The sequence below is a fragment of the Geobacillus sp. G4 genome, from assembly GCF_040327975.1.
Lineage (GTDB): Bacteria > Bacillota > Bacilli > Bacillales > Anoxybacillaceae > Geobacillus > Geobacillus thermoleovorans.
In genome coordinates, this window is record NZ_JBEPJY010000003.1 from 240,550 (window position 1) to 261,308 (window position 20,759).

The following is a 20,759-nucleotide window of genomic DNA, read 5'->3' on the forward strand; positions in this document are numbered from 1 at the left end:
GCAACCGAGAAAAAATGCTTGTCTAAAACGGGGAAAACGATGTAAACTCATTAATAACAACAAACGAACCAATTGCCGCTTGCGTCATACAATAACGGTAAGAGATGGCTCTGTAGGTAAGGAGGGGTGCCGATGCGTCTTGAGCGCTTGACCCACAACAAAATCAAAATTTTCCTGACGTTTGACGATTTGCTGGACCGCGGGTTGACGAAAGACGATTTATGGAAAGATACGTTTAAAGTCCATCAGCTGTTCCGCGATATGATCGAGGAAGCAAGCGAAGAGCTCGGTTTTGAAGTGAACGGATCGATCGCGGTCGAAGTGTACTCTTTACCGGCGCAGGGCATGGTCGTTATCGTTACGAACGAAGGCGACTACGACGACATGGAAGAAGAATTCGCCGACGATTATATCGAAATGCAAGTAACGCTCGATGAGAGCGATGACATATTTTACGAATTCCAAACGTTTGAAGATGTCATCCAGCTCGCTCATCGCCTGCATGCGGTCGGCTGCCTCGACGGCACGCTTTATTCCTATCAAGGCCGCTTTTACTTGCATGTTCCCGAAGAGCCCCCAATTCCGCTCGACAACTTTGTCGCCTTGCTGGCCGAGTTTGGCAACCCGGCTACGATAACGATACATCGTGTGCAAGAATATGGGAAGCGGCTGATTGAACGCCGCGCGATCGAACAGCTCGTTCGTTATTTCCGCGCCAATTAAAGGTATAGAAAGGCTCCTTGAAATGGACAAGGAGTCTATTTTTTTGCGCCAACTGTTCGACGCCGCTTCGCCATTTTTCCTTTGCATCCGGCCACAGAAGGTGTATACTATGACATGAAAGGCGACAAATTATTATAGCGAGCTTATAGGAGGTTTACGTATGGCAGCCGATAAGCATACGGAAGAGAAAGAACAACAATACGACGTGCTGGCGTCGACACAAATTGTTATACATAGAGCGTTGGAAAAGCTCGGCTACCCGGAAGAAGTGTATGAGCTGTTAAAAGAGCCGATCCGCGTGTTGACAGTCCGCATTCCGGTGCGCATGGACGACGGGTCGGTGAAAATTTTTACCGGCTACCGCGCGCAGCATAACGATGCGGTCGGTCCGACGAAAGGCGGCGTGCGTTTCCATCCTGATGTGACGGAACGAGAAGTGAAAGCGCTGTCGATTTGGATGAGCTTAAAGTGCGGCATCGTTGACTTGCCATACGGCGGCGGCAAAGGCGGCATCGTCTGCGACCCGCGCACGATGTCGTTCCGCGAGCTCGAGCGGCTAAGCCGCGGCTACGTGCGCGCCATCAGCCAAATCGTCGGACCGACAAAAGACATTCCGGCGCCGGATGTGTTTACGAACTCGCAAATTATGGCGTGGATGATGGATGAGTACAGCCGAATTCGCGAGTTTGATTCGCCAGGGTTTATCACCGGGAAGCCGCTTGTCCTCGGCGGTTCGCACGGCCGGGAAACAGCGACGGCCAAAGGAGTGACCATTTGCATCCGCGAGGCGGCGAAAAAACGCGGCTTGTCGCTCAAGGGAGCGCGCGTCGTCGTTCAAGGGTTCGGCAACGCCGGCAGCTATTTGGCCAAATTTATGCACGACGCCGGGGCGAAAGTCGTCGGCATTTCCGATGTGTACGGCGCGCTGTACGACCCGAACGGGCTCGACATCGACTATTTGCTTGAACGGCGCGACAGCTTTGGCACGGTGACGAAGCTGTTTAAAAATACGATTTCGAATCAAGAGCTGCTTGAGCTCGATTGCGATATTTTGGTGCCGGCGGCCATCGAAAACCAAATTACGGCCGAAAACGCTCCGCGCATTAAGGCGAGCATCGTCGTCGAGGCGGCGAACGGGCCGACGACGCTTGAGGCGACGGAAATTTTGACGCAGCGCGGCATTTTGCTCGTTCCGGACGTGCTTGCAAGCGCTGGGGGCGTGACTGTGTCGTACTTCGAATGGGTGCAAAACAACCAAGGTTACTATTGGACGGAAGAAGAAGTGGAACAGCGGCTTGAAAAAGTGATGGTCAAAGCGTTCAACAACGTGTATGAAATGGCGCAGACGCGCCGCGTCGACATGCGCCTTGCCGCCTACATGGTCGGCGTCCGCAAAATGGCGGAAGCGTGCCGGTTCCGCGGCTGGGTGTGAGGCGAGCAAGCGCCGATGTTTGCAAGCTTTGGTGAAATCCCCTATCATAAGATAGGGGATTTTTTGCTTCATGCGAGGTGGCAAAAACGATGAAAGAGGAGAAAATCATTATTGTCGGCGGCGGTCCGTGCGGGCTGGCGGCGGCGATTGCTTTGCAAGACGCCGGATTTTCGCCGCTGGTGATCGAGAAAGGAAACATCGTCCATTCGATTTACCGTTTTCCGACGCATCAGACGTTTTTCAGCACGAGCGACCGGTTGGAGATCGGCGGCGTGCCGTTTATCACGGAAAACCGGAAGCCGACGCGAAATCAAGCGCTCGCTTATTACCGGGAAGTCGTGGTTCGCAAGCAAGTGCGCGTCAATACGTTTGAAGAAGTGAAAACCGTCAAGCCGCAGGAAGATGGAGCATTTCTTATTGAAACGACAAAAGGGACGTACCGCGCGCAGTACGTCGTCATCGCCACCGGCTATTACGACCATCCAAACTATATGAACGTGCCGGGGGAAGAGCTGCCGAAAGTGATGCATTACTTTAAAGAAGCGCATCCGTACTTCAACACCGACTGCGTTGTCATCGGCGGGAAAAACTCGAGCGTCGACGCGGCGATGGAGCTTGTGAAAGCTGGGGCGCGCGTGACAGTGCTGTATCGCGGCAACGAGTATTCGAAAAGCATTAAGCCGTGGATTTTGCCGGAGTTTGACTCTCTTGTGAAGAAAGGCGTCATCCGCATGGAGTTTCGCGCACATGTGAAAGCAATTACCGAAGATGCGGTCGTGTATGAAGTGGACGGGGAAACGAAAACAATCAAAAACGACTTTGTGTTTGCCATGACCGGCTACCATCCGGATCATCGCTTCTTGATGAACATCGGGGTGCAGATCGACCCGGAAAGCGGCCGGCCGCATTATGATTCAGAGACGATGGAAACAAACGTGCCGGGGGTGTTTATCGCCGGGGTGATCGCCGCTGGCAACGATGCGAATGAAATTTTTATCGAAAACGGCCGCTTCCATGGAGACGCTATTGCCGCCTGCATCGCCAAGCGCGAACGGGAGGGGTCGGCCAAGCAGCTGCAGTAGCGCTTCTTGGCCAATACATCGACTGGGCATATGACGGCATGCCCTCCTCGAACAATGAACGCCTTGCGGGCAAATGACATTTGCCCGCCGGCGTTCTTGTTCGAGGGAAGAGGCAGAAAAGCGTGTGTTCAGCCATACCATTCTTTGTTTTTTAGTAAAATAATGGATAATCAACATTCGTGTAATGATGCTAAAGCGAGAAAGCGAGGGTGGCTTGCGTGACGAAACGGAAAGTGGTGCTCCTGACAACCGGCGGCACGATTGCGAGCAAGCGAAACGAACGCTCCGGCCGCCTGCGGGCCGGGGCGCTAAGCGGTGAAGAACTTGCGGCGATGTGCCATTTGCCGAAAGAAATTGAAATCATCGTGGAAAGCGTATTTCAATTGCCAAGCATGCATTTGACGTTTTCGCATTGGCTTGAGCTGAAAAAACGGATTGAGGCGCATTTCACCGATCCATCCGTTGATGGCATCGTCGTCACTCACGGAACCGATGCGCTCGAAGAAACGGCCTATTTCCTTGATTTGACGATCGATGACCCGCGGACGATCGTCGTCACCGGTTCGCAGCGGGCGCCGTCTGATTTGGGCAGCGATGTGTACATCAACATCCGCCATGCCATTTACGCCGCGTGCGCCGAGTCGTTGCGTGGGGCGGGGACGGTCGTTGTGTTCAATGAACGCATTTTTGCCGCGAAATACGTGAAAAAAGAACACGCCTCGAACATTCAAGGATTCAACGCTTTCGGCTTCGGCTATTTAGGCATCATTGACAACGATGAGGTGTACGTGTACCAAAAGCCGATCCGACGCGAATATTACAAGCTTGTGCGCCCGCTTCCGCCGGTGGACATTGTGAAATGCTACTTGGAGGCGGACGGCAAGTTCATTAAAGCGGCTCGAGAAAGCGGCGTCGCTGGCATTGTGCTCGAAGGGGTCGGCCGCGGGCAAGTGGCGCCAAAAATGGTCGATGAAATCGTCAAAGCCATCGAAGCGGGGATCAAAGTCGTTGTGACGACGAGCGCCGAGGAAGGGGCGGTGTATACAACGTACGATTACCCCGGCAGCGCCTACGATTTGCATAAGAAAGGGGTTATTCTTGGCAGCGCCTACGATGCGAAAAAGGCGCGCATCAAGCTCGCTGTCGCTCTTGCTGCCGACGCCGCCGTTGATGGCTTGTTCGCTTATTAGGCAACAAGCGGCCCAGCAATTCCTCTTTTTTTCTCCCCTGTTTCGTGGTACGATGAAGTTAAAAATGCCAAAGAAACGGGGATCGAGGATGTTTTCGTTGATTTCCGCCGGCGTCGCCCCCGGGGTGGCGCTGCTTAGTTATTTTTATTTAAAGGACGAGTATGAGGCTGAGCCGCTTTCGTTTGTGTTGCGCATGTTTTTGTTCGGCGTCTTGCTTGTGTTTCCGATCATGTTCATCCAATACGTGCTGGCGGCAGAAGGGATCGTCGCGTCGCCGGCAGCCGAGGCGTTTCTTTCCGCTGCGCTCCTTGAGGAGTTTGTCAAATGGTTTGTCGTTTATTTTTTTGTGTATGACCACGACGAATTTGACGAGCCGTATGACGGCATTGTGTACAGCGCCAGCGTCTCGCTTGGGTTCGCGACGCTGGAAAACATTTTGTACTTGTTGGCCAACGGAGTGGAGACGGCCATTGCCCGTGCGCTTTTGCCGGTGTCCAGTCATGCGCTCTTTTCCGTCATCATGGGGTTTTATTTCGGCAAGGCGAAGTTTGCCGTAAAAAAGCGCCGCTATTATTTATGGGCGTCGTTTTTGTTGCCGTTTTTCCTTCATGGCGTCTATGACTGGCTGTTGCTCGCCAAAGAGCGATGGGGCTATTACATGGGGTTGTTTATGCTCGCCTTATGGTGGGCGGCGTTGCGCAAAGTAAAACAAGCGAAAGGATACGCCCGCCCTCAAGCGGTGCCGCCTGTGAAAAGCCAAGCGTAAAAGCTTTGGCTTTTTCTTTTTTTCGCATAAAAAAGGGAAACGGAAGGAAAATAGGGGTAAAAACGGTGAGTGTTGACGGGAGGTTCACATATGGCAAGAAAATGGGTTCTATTCATCGCATTGGCTGTTTGGACGTGCATTTACCCATCAGGCCATGCTTTCGCGTTTTCCCCGCAAGTGATTCAGCGTGGAGCAGTTGGCGATGATGTCATTGAACTGCAGGCGCGGCTGCAATACCTTGGGTTTTACAACGGCAAAATTGACGGCGTGTTTGGCTGGCGAACGTATTGGGCGCTGCGCAATTTCCAATACGAATACGGCTTGCCGGTCGATGGACTAGCCGGATCGGAGACGAAACGGAAGCTTGTGAACGCTTCAAAATATTACGAGCAGTTTGTGAAAGAGCAAATCCGCCAAGGAAACGATTTCACCCATTACGGCGGCATTCCGCTCAGCCAGCAGGTGAAAAAACGCGGCGGAGGATCGTCGCGGGCAGCGAAAACGACGGCGTCGAACGTGCCGAAAGGGTTTTCGCAAAACGATATTCGGCTGATGGCAAACGCCGTTTACGGGGAAGCGCGCGGGGAGCCGTACATCGGACAAGTGGCGGTTGCCGCCGTTATTTTAAATCGGCTGGAGCATCCGTCGTTTCCGGATACGGTCGCCGGGGTGATCTTTCAGCCAGGCGCGTTTACCGCGGTCGCCGATGGGCAAATTTGGCTGACGCCGAATGAAACGGCGAAAAAAGCGGTGCTTGATGCGATCAACGGCTGGGACCCAACCGGCGGAGCGATTTACTACTTTAACCCAGCCACGGCGACGAGCGCTTGGATTTGGAGCCGCCCGCAAATCAAGCGGATTGGAAACCATATTTTTTGCAAATAAAAGGAGGGAGACGAGATGGTGCGAAACTTACTGATTGCAGCGCTTGTCGTCGCTGTCGTCGGCACTGGTTACTGGGGCTACCGGGAGCATCAGGAAAAAAACGCGATCTTAATTCATGCGGAAAACAATTACCAGCGCGCGTTCCACGATTTGGCCTACCAGATCGATTTGCTGCATGACAAGCTTGGAGCGACGCTGGCGATGAATTCGCACGCCTCATTGTCGCCGGCGCTCGCCGAAGTGTGGAAAATCGCATCTGAAGCCCATTCCGATGTCGGCCAACTGCCGCTGTCGCTTTTGCCGTTTAACAAGACGCAAGAGTTTTTATCGAAAATCGGCGAGTTCAGCTACCGGACGGCTGTGCGCGATTTGGAAAAAGAGCCGTTGACCGAAGAAGAGCACAAGACGCTCGAGGCGCTGTACAAAAGCGCCGGCGCGATCCGCCAAGAATTGCGCAACGTGCAGCATTTAGTGCTGGAAAACAATTTGCGCTGGATGGACGTCGAACTGGCGCTGGCGACGAACGACGAGAAAGGCGACAACATCATTATTGACGGCTTAAAAGCGGTGGAGAAAAATGTTGATACATTCTCAAGTTCGTCCGAGTTCGGCCCGTCGTTCATCGGCCTCGCCAACGAGGAAAAAGGCTTTGTCCGCGCGAAAGGGCGCCCGATTTCCAAAGACGAGGCGAAACGGATCGCCCGCGAGTTTCTCGGCTTAAAAGGAACAGAGAAAATCAAGGTGACGGACAGCGGCAATGGGGCGGATGAGCGTTTTTACAGTTTAACGATTCACGATCCGAAAACAAAGGGCGACATTTATATGGATGTGACGAAAAACGGCGGATATCCGATTTGGGCGTTAAACAGCCGGCCAATCGGCAAGCCGAAGGTCAGCTTGCATGAGGCGGCCAACCGCGGGATGGCGTTTTTGCGACGGCATCAATTCGCCGGCTTTGAGTTGTACGACAGCACGCAATACGATAATGTCGCCGTGCTGACGTTTGTTAAAAGCGAAAACGGCGTCCGCATTTACCCGGAAGCGATCCAAATGAAAGTGGCGCTTGACAACGGCCATGTCGTCGGCTTTACGGCGCGCGACTATTTGTCATCGTCCATTCCGCGTCCGTTGCCCAAACCGACGCTCACCGTCGAGGCGGCGAAGAAAAAGTTAAACCCACATTTGAAAGTGATGGAAGAGCGCCAGGCGGTCATTATGAACGATTTGCAAAAACCGGTGCTTTGCTATGAGTTTTTAGGAACGCTTGGCGATGAAACGTATCAACTGTTCATTAACGCCGCAACCGGCCTTGAAGAAAAAGTCGAGAAGCTCGAAAGCGTGGAGCCGAATTACAGATGAAAACAAGGGAGGAAAAGCTGGCGCTGTCGGCTTTTCCTCTTTTTTTGGTCAAAGGCAGTCGGACGGTATGGTATAATCGTCATGGGACATCATGCGGGTCAGCGAAACGATCGCCGGTTCGGCAGCTGACTGAAAAGGAGAAAAGGAAACATGATGATCAAAATCGGAGATTCGATCCGGCTTGAGCCGTCGGACGGCTCAGCGCGGCAATACCGAAGCAAAGCGCTCGCTGTTGCTGACGGGGCGGTTCATATCAGCTATCCGATCGATGAACAGAGCGGAAAAACCGTTTATTTGTTGAACGGGATGCAGTTTAAAGCGACTTTTGTCGGGCAAGACGGCGGTTTATACATGTTTGATACCGAAGTGAAGGGGAAAATCCGCGATCCGTTGCCGATGGTCGTCTTGGCTTACCCGGGCGAGGAATACGTCGTGCGCATCCAGCGCCGCCGTTATGTACGGGTGAAAGCCAATGTCGATGCGGCCGTCCATCCGTCTGACAGCGAGTTCGCTCCGTTTGTGACGAAGACGGTGGATATCAGCGCCGGCGGTGCCGCCCTCCTTGTGCCGCCGGCGCACGCTCCGCTTCTTCGCCCCGGCATGGCGGTCGAGCTTTGGCTCGTGTTGGCGATGCGCTCCGGCGAATACCATTACGTGCAAACGAAGGCGTCGATTGTGCGCATGGCTGATGACGAACGCGGCATGGCGAAAATGTCGGTGGAGTTCACAAACCTCGCCCCCCAAGACCGCGTTCGGCTCATTCGCTACAGCTTTGAACGGCAGCTTGAGGAGAGAAAATGGGAGAACGAACAGAATAAATGAGCTGGGCGCGTGGAATACTGCTAGAAAAAATGGGAAAGCAGGAGGCTTGCGCCATGAAACGGATCGAACAGCTGTTGTGGAAGCTTGTCGTCATCCAGACGATTTGCCTGTTGATCGCCCAATGGCTTGTGTTGTACACGCCAGCGGCGTTGTATATCGGCAAGGTGTATGAATACGAAGGTGTAGCCAAGCCAGAAAAAACGAAAACAGTTGAAACGGCCGTCGACCGTTGACGGCGGATATGGTACAATGAACATGGAGACATGCAGGGTTTTCCTGCATTTTTCTTTGTGCACTCATCAAGCGATTTTCGGTAAAGCTAGGAGGAAATGATGAAACGACGAATCAGCATCGCAATCGACGGACCCGCCGCGGCGGGGAAAAGCACGGTCGCCAAACGGATCGCTGAGCGGCTTTCCTACGTATACATCGATACCGGCGCCATGTATCGCGCGCTGACGTACCGGGCGCTTGCATGCGGCGTCGACATCCATGATGAGCAGGCGCTCCTGTCGCTGCTTCGCGATACATCGATTGAGTTGAAACCGTCGCCGCATGGACAGATCGTCCTAGTCAATGGCGACGATGTGACCGACATCATCCGCGGTGAGGCGGTGACGAATGCGGTGTCGCTTGTTGCGAAGCATCCGCTTGTGCGCGAGGAGATGGTCGCCCGCCAACGCGCCTTGGCGGAAGGGGGCGGCGTCGTCATGGACGGGCGCGATATCGGAACGCATGTGCTGCCAAACGCTGAAGTAAAAATTTTCCTGAAAGCTTCGGTCGAGGAGCGGGCGCGGCGCCGGCATGAGGAAAATCTCGCGCGCGGCTTTCCATCCGATCTTGAAAAGCTGAAAGAAGAGATCGCCCGCCGCGACCGGCTCGATTCGGAACGGGAGACAGCGCCGCTTCGCAAGGCGCCGGATGCGGTGGAAATCGATACGACATCGCTGTCGGTTGAGGAAGTGGTGGAGCGGATTATGGAGATTGTCAACGAAAGGATTGGATGACGGTGGACTTTTATTCATTCGCCAAGGGGATCGTCAAGGGAGTGCTCACCCCTTTTTACCGCATTCAAACGATCGGGATTGAACAATTTCCAAAGGAAGGCGGCGTGCTTCTTTGCGCCAACCATATCAGCAACCTAGATCCGCCGGTCATCGGCATTACGGCGCCGCGGCCGATTCGGTTTATGGCGAAAGAAGAGCTGTTTCGTGCTCCGGTCGTGAAAACGCTCGTCAAAAGCTTGCATGCCTTTCCGGTCAAGCGCGGCATGAACGACCGCCAGGCGCTGCGCACGGGGCTTGAGGTGCTGAAGCAAGGCGAAGTGCTCGGCATTTTTCCGGAAGGGACGCGCAGCAAAGACGGCCGGCTGAAAAAGGCGTTGCCCGGCGTTGGCTTTTTCGCTTTGCGCACCGAGGCCGCCGTTGTCCCGTGCGCCATTGTCGGCCCGTACCGTCCGTTTGTGCCGCTTAAGGTTGTGTACGGAGCGCCGATCGATATGGCGCCGCTGCGCGCGCGGAAAGCGAGCCCGGAAGAAGCGGCCGATTACATTATGGATCATATCCGCCGGCTGCTGGAAGAGCATCAGCGAGCATGAAAGGAATATGCTGTTCGAGGCATCCCTTCCGCCGCCTCAATGAGCATTATAGTACATGTTGATTGAGAAAATATGGTATACTAACTAGAAAAGCGTCCTTATTTTGCCGACAGCCGGCCGCGGCCTCGGCGCGAGGCGCGCTTTTGACAGTTGTCAGTCGATGAAGGAGGGTTTTTGCGATGACAGAAGAGATGAATGTGCAAGTCAATGTGTATGAAGTGGGCGATATCGTCCGCGGCAAAGTGGTGAAGCTTGAGGACAAGCAAGTGCTGGTCGAGGTGGAAAACAGCAAGCAAAGCGGCATCATTCCGATCAGCGAGCTGTCGAACTTGCATATTGAAAAACCGAGCGATGCCGTCGCTGTCGGCGATGAAGTGACGGCCAAAGTCAAAAAAGTGGAAGAAGGAAAAGACGGGGAAGAAGGGTTGCTCATTTTATCGAAAAGAGCGGTGGACGCCGAGCGGGCGTGGGAAGATCTTGAGCGCAAATTTGCAAGCGGCGAAACATTTGAAACAGTCATTAAAGACATCGTCAAAGGCGGTCTTGTCGCCGATGTCGGAGTGCGCGGCTTCATCCCGGCGTCGCTTGTCGAACCGCATTACGTCGAAGATTTTTCCGATTATAAAGGAAAAACGCTCGCCGTGAAAGTCGTCGAGCTTGACCGCGAGAAAAACCGCGTCATTTTGTCGCATCGGGCGGTCGTTGAGGAAGAACAAGCGCGGCAGCAAAAAGAACTGCTCTCCCGCCTTGAGCCGGGGCAAGTGTTGGATGGCGTCGTCCGCCGCATTGCCGATTTCGGCGTCTTTGTCGATGTCGGCGGGTTTGATGGGCTCGTACATATTTCCCAGCTTTCCCATACGCGCGTCGCTCATCCGTCGGAAGTGGTGAAAGAAGGCGATGCGGTGAAAGTGAAAGTGTTGGCTGTCGACCCGGAACAAGGCCGCCTGTCGCTGTCGATCAAAGAAGCGCTGCCGGGCCCATGGGAAGGCCTCGGCGAAAAAGTGAAACCGGGTGATGTCGTCACCGGGACGGTGAAACGGCTCGCTTCATTCGGCGCGTTTGTGGAAGTCTTCCCAGGCGTCGAAGGATTGGTGCATGTGTCGCAAATCGCCAACCGCCGCATCGGCTCGCCGCATGAAGTGCTGAAAGAAGGCGACGTGGTGAAGGCGAAAGTGCTCGACGTCAACGAAGCGGATCACCGCCTTTCCCTCAGCATCCGCGCGCTGCTTGAGGAAGAGGCGGCCGCGCCGGCCGAGGATTACAGCCAATACACAAGAACGTCGGAAACGCGCGGCTTTCAGCTCGGCGAAGTGATTGGCGAGCAGCTGAAAAAATTGAAATGACGAACTGTGAAGCAACCCCATTTTGGTGGCAGCCGCCATCAAGGTGGGGTTTTTTGTTTAGCCAAAAGTTGATGCCTTGTTCTATCTAGTTGAACCTGCCATCAACAGAAGTTGTTTGTTTTGCATCGGGAAGGAGGTTGCGGTAGACTACACCGAAAAACGAATGTTCAATCTTTAAGGAAGATCCTTGACACATAGAGGAGAATAGACCATTTTTCGTTCGAAATCGTTTTTTCGCCGTAAACGAAAGCTAGCCGTCCTTATTGGCGCGGCTAGCTTTTCATCATTGGCAATGGAAATGCCGTTTTTTTGGAATCAAACGAACAGAGTGGTTGTAGAGAAAGGCCTTTCGTCATTTTTAGTGCTCGTTCCGTTCCCGCGCTTCCTCCGGCGTGTCGAGCCGAGCCGCTCCTTTATAGGAGAGGGACTGATCTCGATCTGACTCGACGCGCCGCGATTGCTTCAGCTTTTTTTCCTGTCGATCTTTTCCCATTTCGCCATGGCTCCTTTCTGCTTCGGTACAGCGATCATTTTTACTATGAACGAATGCTGTTTTTTCTATACGGGAATGAACGTTCATAAAAGATGACATAATGAACATAATAAGGAGTGGAAAAGATGGAAGGAGCTTATTTTTATTTCTTTTTTTGGGCGTTATGGATTGCAGCGACATTTTTGATGAAAAAGACCGTCGAGCGGACGAAGCTGGCTGCATTTTCGCTTTTCATGATCAGTTCGGCCTCGATGACGGTGAAGATCAGTCCCATTCATATGGCGGCGTCCTTTTTTGTGCTTTTTTTCTCCTCTTGTTACGTGGCGGTCACACAGCGGCCATGCGGATGGCTGCGGATGGCGCTGTCAGCGTCCGGCTTGGCGTTTGCCTATGCCGCTTTTCGTCTGCTTGCCTTGTTTGATCCGGTCTGGATTTGGCTTGATGGCCAATGGATGCTTGGCTGGTGGATGGCCTTGATCAGCAGTCTGTTCCACCGCCGCATATCCGCCCGCCTTCTTTGTCTGGCGCTCGGCGGCTGTCAAGGGGAAGTGGTGTACGCCATGTCCATCTTGCGCATGGCGCCGGGTTATGTGCTTGGGTCGTTTTCCTTTTTGGATGCGCTCGCCATTAGCGCATCATCTTTGCTCGTTTGGGAATCGATCCGCTTCTTCTCGCTGCAGCTTGAGGAAAAACGGCCTGTAAGGAGGACGAGGCAGCCGTGAACGAATACACGTTTCCGATTTTATACGGTGTTGCCGCTGGGGTGTTGACGCGGCTTTATTTGTTGCGCACCGATTACCGGCAATACCCGACGTATTTGCACGGTCGGACGATCCATATCGCCTTAGGGGCCATTGCCGCCGGCCTGGGAACGGTCGCCGTGCCGGCGATTATGGAAAAAGAGTTCGCAGCGATCACGTTTTTGGCCTTGGCCGCCTCACAATTTCGCGACGTACGCAATATGGAGCGCAATACGTTGAACGAGTTGGATCAGTATGAGCTGGTGCCGAGAGGAAAAACATACATCGAAGGCATCGCGATTGTGTTTGAAGGGCGGAACTATTTAGTCATTTTCGTCTCCTTTTTATCGACGCTCTTTTATTTAGTATGGGACATTTGGGCCGCGCTTGCCGCCAGTATCATCGGCCTTATGACGGCGCGGCGGTTTATGAGCGGAAGCCGGCTGAAAGACATTGCCGAGGTCCAATATGTCAAGCCGCATTTTGAAGGGGCAGGGCTGTATGTTGACAACATCTATATCATGAACATCGGCTTGCCGGCGCGGCGCGAAGAAATTTTGCGCTATGGAATGGGGTTTATTTTAACGCCGAAAAATTTCAACGCCCGCACGACGATCGCCAATCTTGGGCAGCGGCAGGCGATTTTGCATGATGTATCGACCGCCCTCGGCATTTACCGCGACTCGGGAACGCCGGCGCTCGTGCCGCTCGCCAAGCGCGATTTGAATGACGGACGCGTCGGCATTTTTATTTTGCCGCAAGTCGAGGATGTCGAGAAGGCGAAGGCTGTCATCGAAAACGTGCCGGTGCTTGAGAGCGCCATCCGCATGCCGAAGAAACGGCGTTGGAAGCGGAAGGGGTGGAGCGGCGATGACGCATGAAAAAATAATTTTGGCCGTCATTACGATGAACGGCGGGCGCGTCGCCGGCGGTGCGCCGATCTTTATTTGCCAAACGAAAGAGGAAATGGAACAGATCGCCGCGAATTTAGAGGCGATTTTGGATGGCATCGCCCATGAAGTGGGCGAGGGGCTTCTTATTATCGTCAAACATTAGTTGTTGAGCGTTTCGCTTTTTGATAAAATAAAGCAGTTGTAGCCTACCCTGGTTCATCGCTAAAAGATGCACTTGATTGGTAAAAAGTCATTTCCTTCCTAGCCTCGCAGTCAAGTGCCCTTGGCGTTGATGGACCGATGCCCTTCCGAAAAGGGCGTTTTTTTTCAGCGACAAAGGTAAGGAGAAAACGAAGATAAAGGGTGGTAGCATGGCAAATCCAGTCGTGGCCATTGTCGGCCGTCCAAATGTAGGAAAATCGACGATTTTCAACCGCATTGTCGGGGAACGCATTTCCATCGTCGAAGACGTGCCTGGAGTGACGCGCGACCGCATTTACAGCCGAGCCGAATGGCTGAACCATTCGTTTTATTTGATCGATACCGGCGGCATTGACATTGGCGACGAGCCGCTGCTTGTGCAAATTCGCCAGCAGGCGGAAATCGCCATCGATGAGGCGGATGTCATCATCTTTATGACGAACGGCCGGGACGGTGTGACTGCGGCTGATGAAGAGGTGGCCAAGCTGCTCCGCCGGTCGAATAAGCCGGTTGTGCTCGCGGTGAACAAAATCGACAATCCGGAAATGCGTGATTTGATTTACGACTTTTACGCTCTGGGCTTTGGGGAGCCGTATCCGATTTCCGGAGCTCATGGGACAGGGCTTGGCGATTTGCTTGATGCTGTTGTCCGTCATTTTCCAAAGGGCGGTGGACAAGAGTATGAAGAAGACGTCATTAAGTTTTGCCTCATTGGCCGGCCGAATGTCGGCAAATCGTCGCTTGTCAACGCCATTTTAGGTGAGGAGCGGGTCATCGTCAGCGACATCGCCGGTACGACGAGGGACGCCGTCGACACCTCATTTGTGCGCGAAGGGCAGGAATATGTTATCATTGATACGGCAGGGATGCGCAAACGAGGGAAAATTTACGAAAGCACGGAAAAATATAGCGTCTTGCGCGCGTTAAGGGCCATTGAGCGCTCGGACGTCGTGCTTGTTGTGTTAAACGCTGAGGAAGGCATCATCGAGCAGGACAAAAAAATCGCCGGATACGCGCATGAAGCGGGTCGCGGTGTCATTCTTGTCGTCAATAAATGGGATGCGATTGAAAAGGACGACAAAACGATGGTCGAATTTGAGCGGAAGATTCGCGATCATTTTCCGTTTTTGGACTATGCGCCGATTTTGTTCGTATCGGCGAAAACGAAGCAGCGGCTGCATAAGCTCTTGCCGCTCGTCCGGCTTGTGAGCGACAATCATGCGATGCGCGTCCAGACAAATGTGCTCAATGAAGTCATCATGGATGCGGTGGCGATGAATCCGACGCCGACGCATAACGGGCGGCGTCTGAAAGTTTATTACATGACGCAAGTCGCCGTCAAACCGCCGACGTTTGTCGCGTTTGTCAACGACCCGGAACTGATGCATTTTTCATATGAACGGTTTTTGGAAAACCGCATCCGCGATGCATTCGGTTTTGAAGGCACGCCGATTAAAATCATCGCCCGCCCGCGGAAATAAGAAAAGCGGAGGCCGCGCGCCAAGCTCCCGAGGCAAAATGTTCTCCGCGCCGAGAAGTGCTTGCACTTCGAGGGCGGAGGTTATTTTGCGGAAGGGAGCTAGCGGCCGCAGCTAGACAGGAAGAAAAGCGGAGGCCGCGCGCCCATCGGCGATACGCGTTGCGAGGCCGGCGAAGAGGCTCGAACCAAGGAAAGCTTGGTTCTGTGTGGGTGGTGTCACAGGAGCGTAAGCCATGTGTCGCCGCCGCGAAAGTCGGACGAACAGGAGCGAAGAGGCGGCGCGATTGCTATTTTTCAAGGTTGCGACAATCGGATAAAGGAAGTGGAAAATGATGGAGAACATCGCCGTATTGGGGGCTGGAAGCTGGGGAACGGCGTTGGCGCTCGTGCTGGCTGACAATGGGCACCACGTCCGGCTCTGGGGTCATCGGACCGAGCAGATCAGCGAAATCAACGAAAAGCGGACAAATGAGAAATATTTGCCAGGCGTTCGCCTGCCGGACGCCATTATCGGCTATGACGACCTTTGCGCTGCGCTTGACGGCGTTGCGATCGTTGTGCTCGCCGTGCCGACTAAAGCGATCCGCTCGGTGCTTGCGGACGTGCGCGCCTGCTTGGCCAAGCCGATCACCATTGTTGCCGTCAGCAAAGGAATCGAACCAGGGACGCATAAGCGGGTGTCGGAAATGGTCGCCGAGGAAATGGGGGAATGGCTTGCAGATGTTGTCGTTCTCTCCGGGCCGAGCCATGCCGAGGAAGTCGTGCTCCGCCACCCGACGACCGTGGCGGTATCGTCGCCAAATATGGAAGCGGCGCGCCGCATTCAAGACATCTTTATGAACCATCACTATTTTCGCGTGTATACGAACCCGGATTTAATCGGCGTCGAAGTCGGCGGGGCGCTGAAAAATATCATCGCCTTGGCCGCCGGAATCAGCGACGGGCTTGGCTATGGGGATAACGCCAAAGCGGCCCTCATCACGCGCGGGCTCGCCGAGATTGCCCGCCTCGGCTGCGCCCTCGGCGCTAATCCGTTGACATTCGCTGGTTTGACGGGAGTCGGCGATTTGATTGTCACGTGCACGAGCGTCCATTCCCGCAACTGGAGGGCCGGCTACATGCTCGGCCAAGGAAAAAAGCTGGACGAGGTGCTTGAGAGCATGGGGATGGTCGTCGAAGGGGTGCGAACGACAAAAGCCGCCTATGAGCTGGCGAAAGAGCTTGGTGTGAAGATGCCGATCACCGAAGCTCTCTATGACGTATTGTTTGCGGGAAAAGACCCGAAAGAGGCGGTCGATTCGCTCATGGCGCGCGGAAAAAAAGAGGAAATGGATGACTTAAACAACATTTTTGCCGAACAAGAATGATGAAAATAGGCCAATGGCGGTACAAGTCGTCTTCGTTCTGCATACAATATGGCGAACCATCATCGGCTTGAGCTTCCGGAAGGGTATGAGGGGATGCTGAAGTAAAGAAAGCCCCGCTTTACTTCAGCTTTTTTTTTGCCAATGCTATAATTATAGTTGTCGAAAAAAAGGAGGAGCGTCCATGTCACCGGCGTTAGCGAAAATGTGGATCGCCATCGCCTCGATGGTGTTTATGTTTATTTCCGTCGGCTTCATTTACTTAAGCCGCTACAAAGTCAAGATGAAATGGCTTCGCTTTCTGTTGGCGCTCGTCGCCTACATTCTTTTGATTTTCGCCGGCATCATCATCATTTTCGTCGTATTCAGCGGACCGACACCGCAATAGGCAAAAAGGTGGGAAAGATGAAACGAATCGCTCGCTTGTTGTTGTCATGTATATGTTTGGCGCTGCTTTCCGGCTGCTTGTATCCACAAGAGCGGCTGAAACAAAACCAAATTCCTTACAAAGACCAAGTGGCGGCCGTCCAATCGGCGGTGGATGAGTACCGGAAGGCGACCGGCGGGCTTCTGCCGATTAAAACACGCGACATGAACACGCCGATGTATTTGAAGTATCCAGTCGATTTTCAAAAGCTCGTTCCCCGCTATATGCAGGAGCCGCCGGGAAACGCCTATGAAAGCGGGGGCGTCTTCCAGTATATGATCATCGATGCGGAAACGAACCCGACGGTCAAGCTGCTTGATCTGCGCTTAGCCGAACGCATCCGTGATCTGAAGCTGCGGCTTAGCATGTACACGGACAAGCATAAATATCCGCCGTTTCAAGACGTCGTTGCGCCGGGCGTATTTACGCTCGATTACAAAAAGCTCGGCTATAAAGAGCCGCCTTATGTCGTCAGCCCGTTTTCCGGCAACAACTTGCCGTTTGTCATCGACGGGAATGGAGAAATTTACATTGACTACCGTTCTGATTTGTATGCGGCGTTGAAAAAATATCCGCACCACTACAAGCCGGGTGACGATATTCGCTCGATTTTGACCGACCATTCGCTGTTTGTGCCGGCGTATTCGTTGCCCTATACGATCGACGCCAAGACGAATGAACCGATTTTTTTTACAAAATGAGTCATCTTCCCTTCTCTAGGAAAATACATTCTAGAGAAGGGATTTTTTCTATTTTAGTCATAACCGAATCGGACAACATCATATGCATATAGTGTCCGACTATGCTAGCTCATTCCACTGTTTCTTATAACGACCGAAGGACTGGAGGGGAGTTATTTGGAAAAGGTCGATATTTTTAAAGATATCGCCGAGCGGACCGGCGGCGACATTTATTTAGGGGTCGTCGGCGCCGTCCGCACCGGAAAATCGACGTTTATTAAACGGTTTATGGAGTTGGTCGTGATTCCGAACATTAAAAACGAAGCCGATAAAGCGCGCGCCCAAGATGAACTGCCGCAAAGCGCCGCCGGCAAGACGATCATGACGACAGAACCGAAATTCGTGCCAAACCAGGCGGTGACGGTGAAAGTGGATGAGGGGCTTGAAGTCAACATCCGTCTTGTCGACTGCGTCGGCTACGCCGTGCCCGGCGCAAAAGGGTATGAAGACGAAAACGGGCCGCGGATGATCCACACGCCTTGGTATGAAGAGCCGATCCCGTTCCAAGAGGCGGCGGAAATCGGGACAAGAAAAGTCATCCAAGAACATTCGACGATTGGAGTCGTCATTACGACGGACGGCACGATCGGGGAAATTCCGCGCCAAGACTATGTCGAAGCGGAAGAACGGGTCATTAGCGAGCTCAAAGAAGTCGGCAAGCCGTTCATTATGATCGTCAACACCGTTCGGCCGCACCATCCGGAAACCGAGGCGCTTCGCCGCGAGCTCGCCGAAAAGTACGACATTCCGGTGCTCGCCATGAGCGTGGAAAGCATGCGCGAAGCCGACGTGTATAACGTGCTTCGTGAAGCATTATATGAATTCCCGGTGCTTGAAGTGAACGTCAACTTGCCGAGCTGGGTGATGGTGCTGCGCGAAGATCATTGGCTGCGCGAAAGCTATCAAGAAGCGGTGCGCGACACCGTCAAAGACATCAAACGGCTGCGCGACGTCGACCGGGTTGTGCAGCAGTTTGCCGAGTACGATTTCATCGAAAAAGCGGCGCTTGCCGGCATCGAAATGGGGCAAGGGATCGCCGAAATTGACTTGTATGCACCGGATGAGCTGTACGATCAAATTTTAAAAGAAATCGTCGGCGTCGAGATTCGCGGCAAAGACCATCTGCTTCAGCTCATGCAAGACTTCGCCCATGCGAAAGCGGAATATGACCAAATCGCCGACGCGCTGAAAATGGTCAAACAAACCGGCTACGGCATCGCTGCGCCCGCTTTGTCTGACATGAGTCTTGACGAACCGGAAATCATCCGCCAAGGGTCGCGCTTTGGCGTCCGTTTGAAAGCTGTGGCGCCGTCGATTCATATGATCAAAGTTGACGTCGAATCGGAGTTTGCACCGATCATTGGCACGGAAAAGCAAAGCGAAGAGCTCGTCCGCTATTTAATGCAAGACTTCGAAGACGATCCGCTGTCGATTTGGAACTCTGACATTTTCGGCCGCTCGCTCAGCTCCATCGTCCGTGAAGGCATCCAAGCGAAACTTGCGCTCATGCCGGAAAACGCCCGCTACAAGCTGAAAGAAACGCTTGAGCGCATCATCAACGAAGGCTCCGGCGGCCTCATCGCGATTATTTTATAGAAAAGCGGAGGCCGCGCGCAAGCTCCCGAGGCAAAATGTTCTCCGCCCGCAGAAGTGCTTGCACTTCGAGGGCGGAGGTTATTTTGCGGAAGGGAGCTAGCGGCCGCAGCTAGACAGAAAGAAAAGCGGAGGCCGCGCGCAAGCTCCCGACAAGGGAGCTTTTTTTGATGCCATTTTTTCAGTTGCTAAGCGGCAAAGGGAAAAAATCGCCAAAACCCTTGAGAAATCAGGATTGGCACTTGATTATAGGCATGGCGTTATGGTAATCTTTTATCTGAAATCGTTGTTTTGGTGAAATATGCCTAAAATTGGCCGTTTTTGCGAAAAAAGATGTTGAATTTCCGCGGTCAATTGGTTAAGATTAGGCATGTCACCGCCTGTTGGCGGGAAGAAGGCGGCTTTCCTCGCCCTTGGCTTCGTTTGCGCCCGGCGAAAACAGGAGGAGCCCAAACTGTTGGGAAGGGGCTTCAGCCGGCGGCATAGGCGCATCTCCTGCGGACTGTCGCGAGGCAAACATAGAATGATTGGCTGCGCCGGCGCGGCGCGCGGGCCTTCTTGCCGCTGGAATTGGATGTCTATGTATAGAAAAGCAGAAAAGTGTGCACAAATGGTAGTAAACAAGACCAGCCCCTTGGGAGGAGGTGAATGGCATGAACAAAACGGAATTGATCAACGCGGTCGCTGAAACAAGCGGTCTTTCCAAAAAAGATGCGACAAAAGCCGTTGATGCGGTGTTTGATTCGATTACAGAAGCGCTGCGAAAAGGCGATAAAGTGCAATTAATCGGTTTTGGAAACTTTGAAGTGCGCGAGCGCGCCGCCCGGAAAGGACGCAACCCGCAAACGGGCGAAGAAATGGAAATTCCGGCAAGCAAAGTTCCTGCATTCAAACCGGGCAAAGCATTGAAAGATGCCGTCAAGTAAGCCTACATAGCAGGAGCGCAGGAGGGAAGGGCAGGTGATCCACCGGCCCTTCTTTTTTGTTTTTTTTGGCTCCCTATGCTAGAATCGGATTACATGCAGCTTTTATGATGCAGGAGGATGTTGTTTGTATGCCAGAGATCAATTTTGCGCAAATTGAATATGCGGTCCGCCTCATTCTTGAGGCGATCGGGGAAGATCCAAACCGCGAAGGGCTCGTCGATACGCCGAAGAGGGTGGCGAAAATGTACGCCGAGGTGTTCGCTGGGCTGCAGGAAGACCCAAAGCAGCACTTTCAAACCGTATTCAGCGAGGAACATGAGGAGCTTGTGCTCGTCAAAGATATTCCGTTTTATTCGATGTGCGAACACCACTTAGTGCCGTTTTTTGGCGCTGCCCACGTCGCCTATATTCCGCGGGAAGGGAAAGTGACCGGGCTGAGCAAGCTCGCTCGAGCCGTTGAGGCGGTGGCGCGCCGCCCGCAGCTGCAAGAGCGCATCACGGCAACGATCGCTGATTCGATCGTCGAGGCGCTTGAGCCGCATGGGGTGATGGTCGTCGTTGAGGCGGAGCATATGTGCATGACGATGCGCGGGGTGAAAAAACCGGGGTCCAAAACAGTGACGACAGCGGTGCGCGGCGTGTTTGAAACAGATGCCAACGCCCGCGCTGAAGTGCTTTCGTTAATCAAAGCGTAAGGAGGGAA

23 protein-coding genes are annotated in these 20,759 nt (G+C 53.4%); 22 read left to right on the forward strand and 1 reads right to left on the reverse strand.

What is annotated here, in order from left to right:
• The first annotated feature begins 132 nt into the window (after window positions 1-132).
• The 12 genes from ABS784_RS05470 (at window position 133) to rpsA (ending at window position 11,199) form a co-directional block, all read left to right on the forward strand.
• Window positions 133-723 carry a genetic competence negative regulator gene (locus ABS784_RS05470; protein WP_011231720.1) on the forward strand — a complete coding sequence of 197 codons (591 nt, stop codon included), beginning with the start codon at window positions 133-135 and terminating at the stop codon, window positions 721-723.
• Window positions 724-883: 160 nt separating this feature from the next.
• Complete coding sequence (locus ABS784_RS05475) at window positions 884-2,155, forward strand: Glu/Leu/Phe/Val family dehydrogenase (protein WP_011231719.1); 1,272 nt, start codon at window positions 884-886, stop codon at window positions 2,153-2,155.
• An 89-nt stretch (window positions 2,156-2,244) separates the two neighbouring features.
• Window positions 2,245-3,237: a YpdA family putative bacillithiol disulfide reductase gene (locus ABS784_RS05480; protein WP_011231718.1), complete on the forward strand. Its 993-nt coding sequence runs from the start codon at window positions 2,245-2,247 to the stop codon at window positions 3,235-3,237.
• A gap of 218 nt (window positions 3,238-3,455) precedes the next feature.
• Window positions 3,456-4,427, forward strand: a complete 972-nt coding sequence (locus ABS784_RS05485) for an asparaginase (protein ID WP_352511722.1) — start codon at window positions 3,456-3,458, stop codon at window positions 4,425-4,427.
• An 88-nt stretch (window positions 4,428-4,515) separates the two neighbouring features.
• A complete protein-coding gene (prsW, locus tag ABS784_RS05490; RefSeq protein WP_012820744.1) occupies window positions 4,516-5,193 on the forward strand; it encodes a glutamic-type intramembrane protease PrsW in 678 nt (225 codons plus the stop codon).
• 90 nt (window positions 5,194-5,283) lie between these two features.
• The gene (sleB, locus tag ABS784_RS05495) at window positions 5,284-6,078 is read left to right on the forward strand and encodes a spore cortex-lytic enzyme (protein ID WP_011231715.1); all 795 of its coding nucleotides are present in this window, start codon (window positions 5,284-5,286) and stop codon (window positions 6,076-6,078) included.
• Window positions 6,079-6,093: 15 nt separating this feature from the next.
• A complete protein-coding gene (gene ypeB, locus ABS784_RS05500; RefSeq protein WP_041467891.1) occupies window positions 6,094-7,437 on the forward strand; it encodes a germination protein YpeB in 1,344 nt (447 codons plus the stop codon).
• 153 nt (window positions 7,438-7,590) lie between these two features.
• The gene (locus ABS784_RS05505) at window positions 7,591-8,259 is read left to right on the forward strand and encodes a flagellar brake protein (protein ID WP_041468023.1); all 669 of its coding nucleotides are present in this window, start codon (window positions 7,591-7,593) and stop codon (window positions 8,257-8,259) included.
• A 53-nt stretch (window positions 8,260-8,312) separates the two neighbouring features.
• On the forward strand, window positions 8,313-8,492 hold the full coding sequence (locus ABS784_RS05510) for a YpfB family protein (protein ID WP_011231712.1): 180 nt from the start codon (window positions 8,313-8,315) through the stop codon (window positions 8,490-8,492).
• Window positions 8,493-8,591: 99 nt separating this feature from the next.
• Window positions 8,592-9,266, forward strand: coding sequence for a (d)CMP kinase (gene cmk / locus ABS784_RS05515; RefSeq protein ID WP_011231711.1), 675 nt, complete (start codon window positions 8,592-8,594; stop codon window positions 9,264-9,266).
• On the forward strand, window positions 9,263-9,856 hold the full coding sequence (locus tag ABS784_RS05520) for a lysophospholipid acyltransferase family protein (RefSeq protein WP_011231710.1): 594 nt from the start codon (window positions 9,263-9,265) through the stop codon (window positions 9,854-9,856). The genes cmk and ABS784_RS05520 overlap by 4 nt, the downstream gene beginning before the upstream one ends.
• A gap of 179 nt (window positions 9,857-10,035) precedes the next feature.
• Complete coding sequence (rpsA, locus tag ABS784_RS05525) at window positions 10,036-11,199, forward strand: 30S ribosomal protein S1 (RefSeq protein ID WP_011231709.1); 1,164 nt, start codon at window positions 10,036-10,038, stop codon at window positions 11,197-11,199.
• A gap of 358 nt (window positions 11,200-11,557) precedes the next feature.
• Here rpsA and ABS784_RS05530 read toward each other — a convergent pair whose 3' ends face one another.
• Window positions 11,558-11,692, reverse strand: a complete 135-nt coding sequence (locus ABS784_RS05530; protein ID WP_013524139.1) for a YpzI family protein — start codon at window positions 11,690-11,692, stop codon at window positions 11,558-11,560.
• Between the two features lie 125 nt (window positions 11,693-11,817).
• Here ABS784_RS05530 and ABS784_RS05535 point away from each other — a divergent pair, with 125 nt between their 5' ends.
• The 10 genes from ABS784_RS05535 to folE all read left to right on the forward strand — a co-directional run bounded on the left by ABS784_RS05535 (window position 11,818) and on the right by folE (window position 20,751).
• Window positions 11,818-12,414 carry a YphA family membrane protein gene (locus ABS784_RS05535; RefSeq protein ID WP_011231708.1) on the forward strand — a complete coding sequence of 199 codons (597 nt, stop codon included), beginning with the start codon at window positions 11,818-11,820 and terminating at the stop codon, window positions 12,412-12,414.
• Window positions 12,411-13,313 carry a YIEGIA family protein gene (locus ABS784_RS05540; protein ID WP_020754085.1) on the forward strand — a complete coding sequence of 301 codons (903 nt, stop codon included), beginning with the start codon at window positions 12,411-12,413 and terminating at the stop codon, window positions 13,311-13,313. The genes ABS784_RS05535 and ABS784_RS05540 overlap by 4 nt, the downstream gene beginning before the upstream one ends.
• Complete coding sequence (locus ABS784_RS05545) at window positions 13,303-13,488, forward strand: capping complex subunit for YIEGIA (protein ID WP_011231706.1); 186 nt, start codon at window positions 13,303-13,305, stop codon at window positions 13,486-13,488. Before ABS784_RS05540 ends, ABS784_RS05545 begins: the two co-directional genes overlap by 11 nt.
• 208 nt (window positions 13,489-13,696) lie before the next feature.
• The gene (gene der, locus ABS784_RS05550; protein ID WP_013144887.1) at window positions 13,697-15,007 is read left to right on the forward strand and encodes a ribosome biogenesis GTPase Der; all 1,311 of its coding nucleotides are present in this window, start codon (window positions 13,697-13,699) and stop codon (window positions 15,005-15,007) included.
• A gap of 331 nt (window positions 15,008-15,338) precedes the next feature.
• Window positions 15,339-16,373 carry an NAD(P)H-dependent glycerol-3-phosphate dehydrogenase gene (locus ABS784_RS05555; RefSeq protein WP_011231704.1) on the forward strand — a complete coding sequence of 345 codons (1,035 nt, stop codon included), beginning with the start codon at window positions 15,339-15,341 and terminating at the stop codon, window positions 16,371-16,373.
• A 181-nt stretch (window positions 16,374-16,554) separates the two neighbouring features.
• Complete coding sequence (locus ABS784_RS05560) at window positions 16,555-16,758, forward strand: DUF2768 domain-containing protein (protein WP_011231703.1); 204 nt, start codon at window positions 16,555-16,557, stop codon at window positions 16,756-16,758.
• 17 nt (window positions 16,759-16,775) lie between these two features.
• Window positions 16,776-17,498, forward strand: coding sequence for a hypothetical protein (locus tag ABS784_RS05565; protein WP_021321982.1), 723 nt, complete (start codon window positions 16,776-16,778; stop codon window positions 17,496-17,498).
• A gap of 156 nt (window positions 17,499-17,654) precedes the next feature.
• The gene (gene spoIVA, locus ABS784_RS05570) at window positions 17,655-19,133 is read left to right on the forward strand and encodes a stage IV sporulation protein A (protein WP_011231701.1); all 1,479 of its coding nucleotides are present in this window, start codon (window positions 17,655-17,657) and stop codon (window positions 19,131-19,133) included.
• Window positions 19,134-19,783: 650 nt separating this feature from the next.
• Window positions 19,784-20,056: an HU family DNA-binding protein gene (locus ABS784_RS05575; RefSeq protein WP_008879623.1), complete on the forward strand. Its 273-nt coding sequence runs from the start codon at window positions 19,784-19,786 to the stop codon at window positions 20,054-20,056.
• 128 nt (window positions 20,057-20,184) lie between these two features.
• Window positions 20,185-20,751 carry a GTP cyclohydrolase I FolE gene (gene folE, locus ABS784_RS05580; protein ID WP_011231699.1) on the forward strand — a complete coding sequence of 189 codons (567 nt, stop codon included), beginning with the start codon at window positions 20,185-20,187 and terminating at the stop codon, window positions 20,749-20,751.
• The last annotated feature ends 8 nt before the right edge of the window (window positions 20,752-20,759 follow it).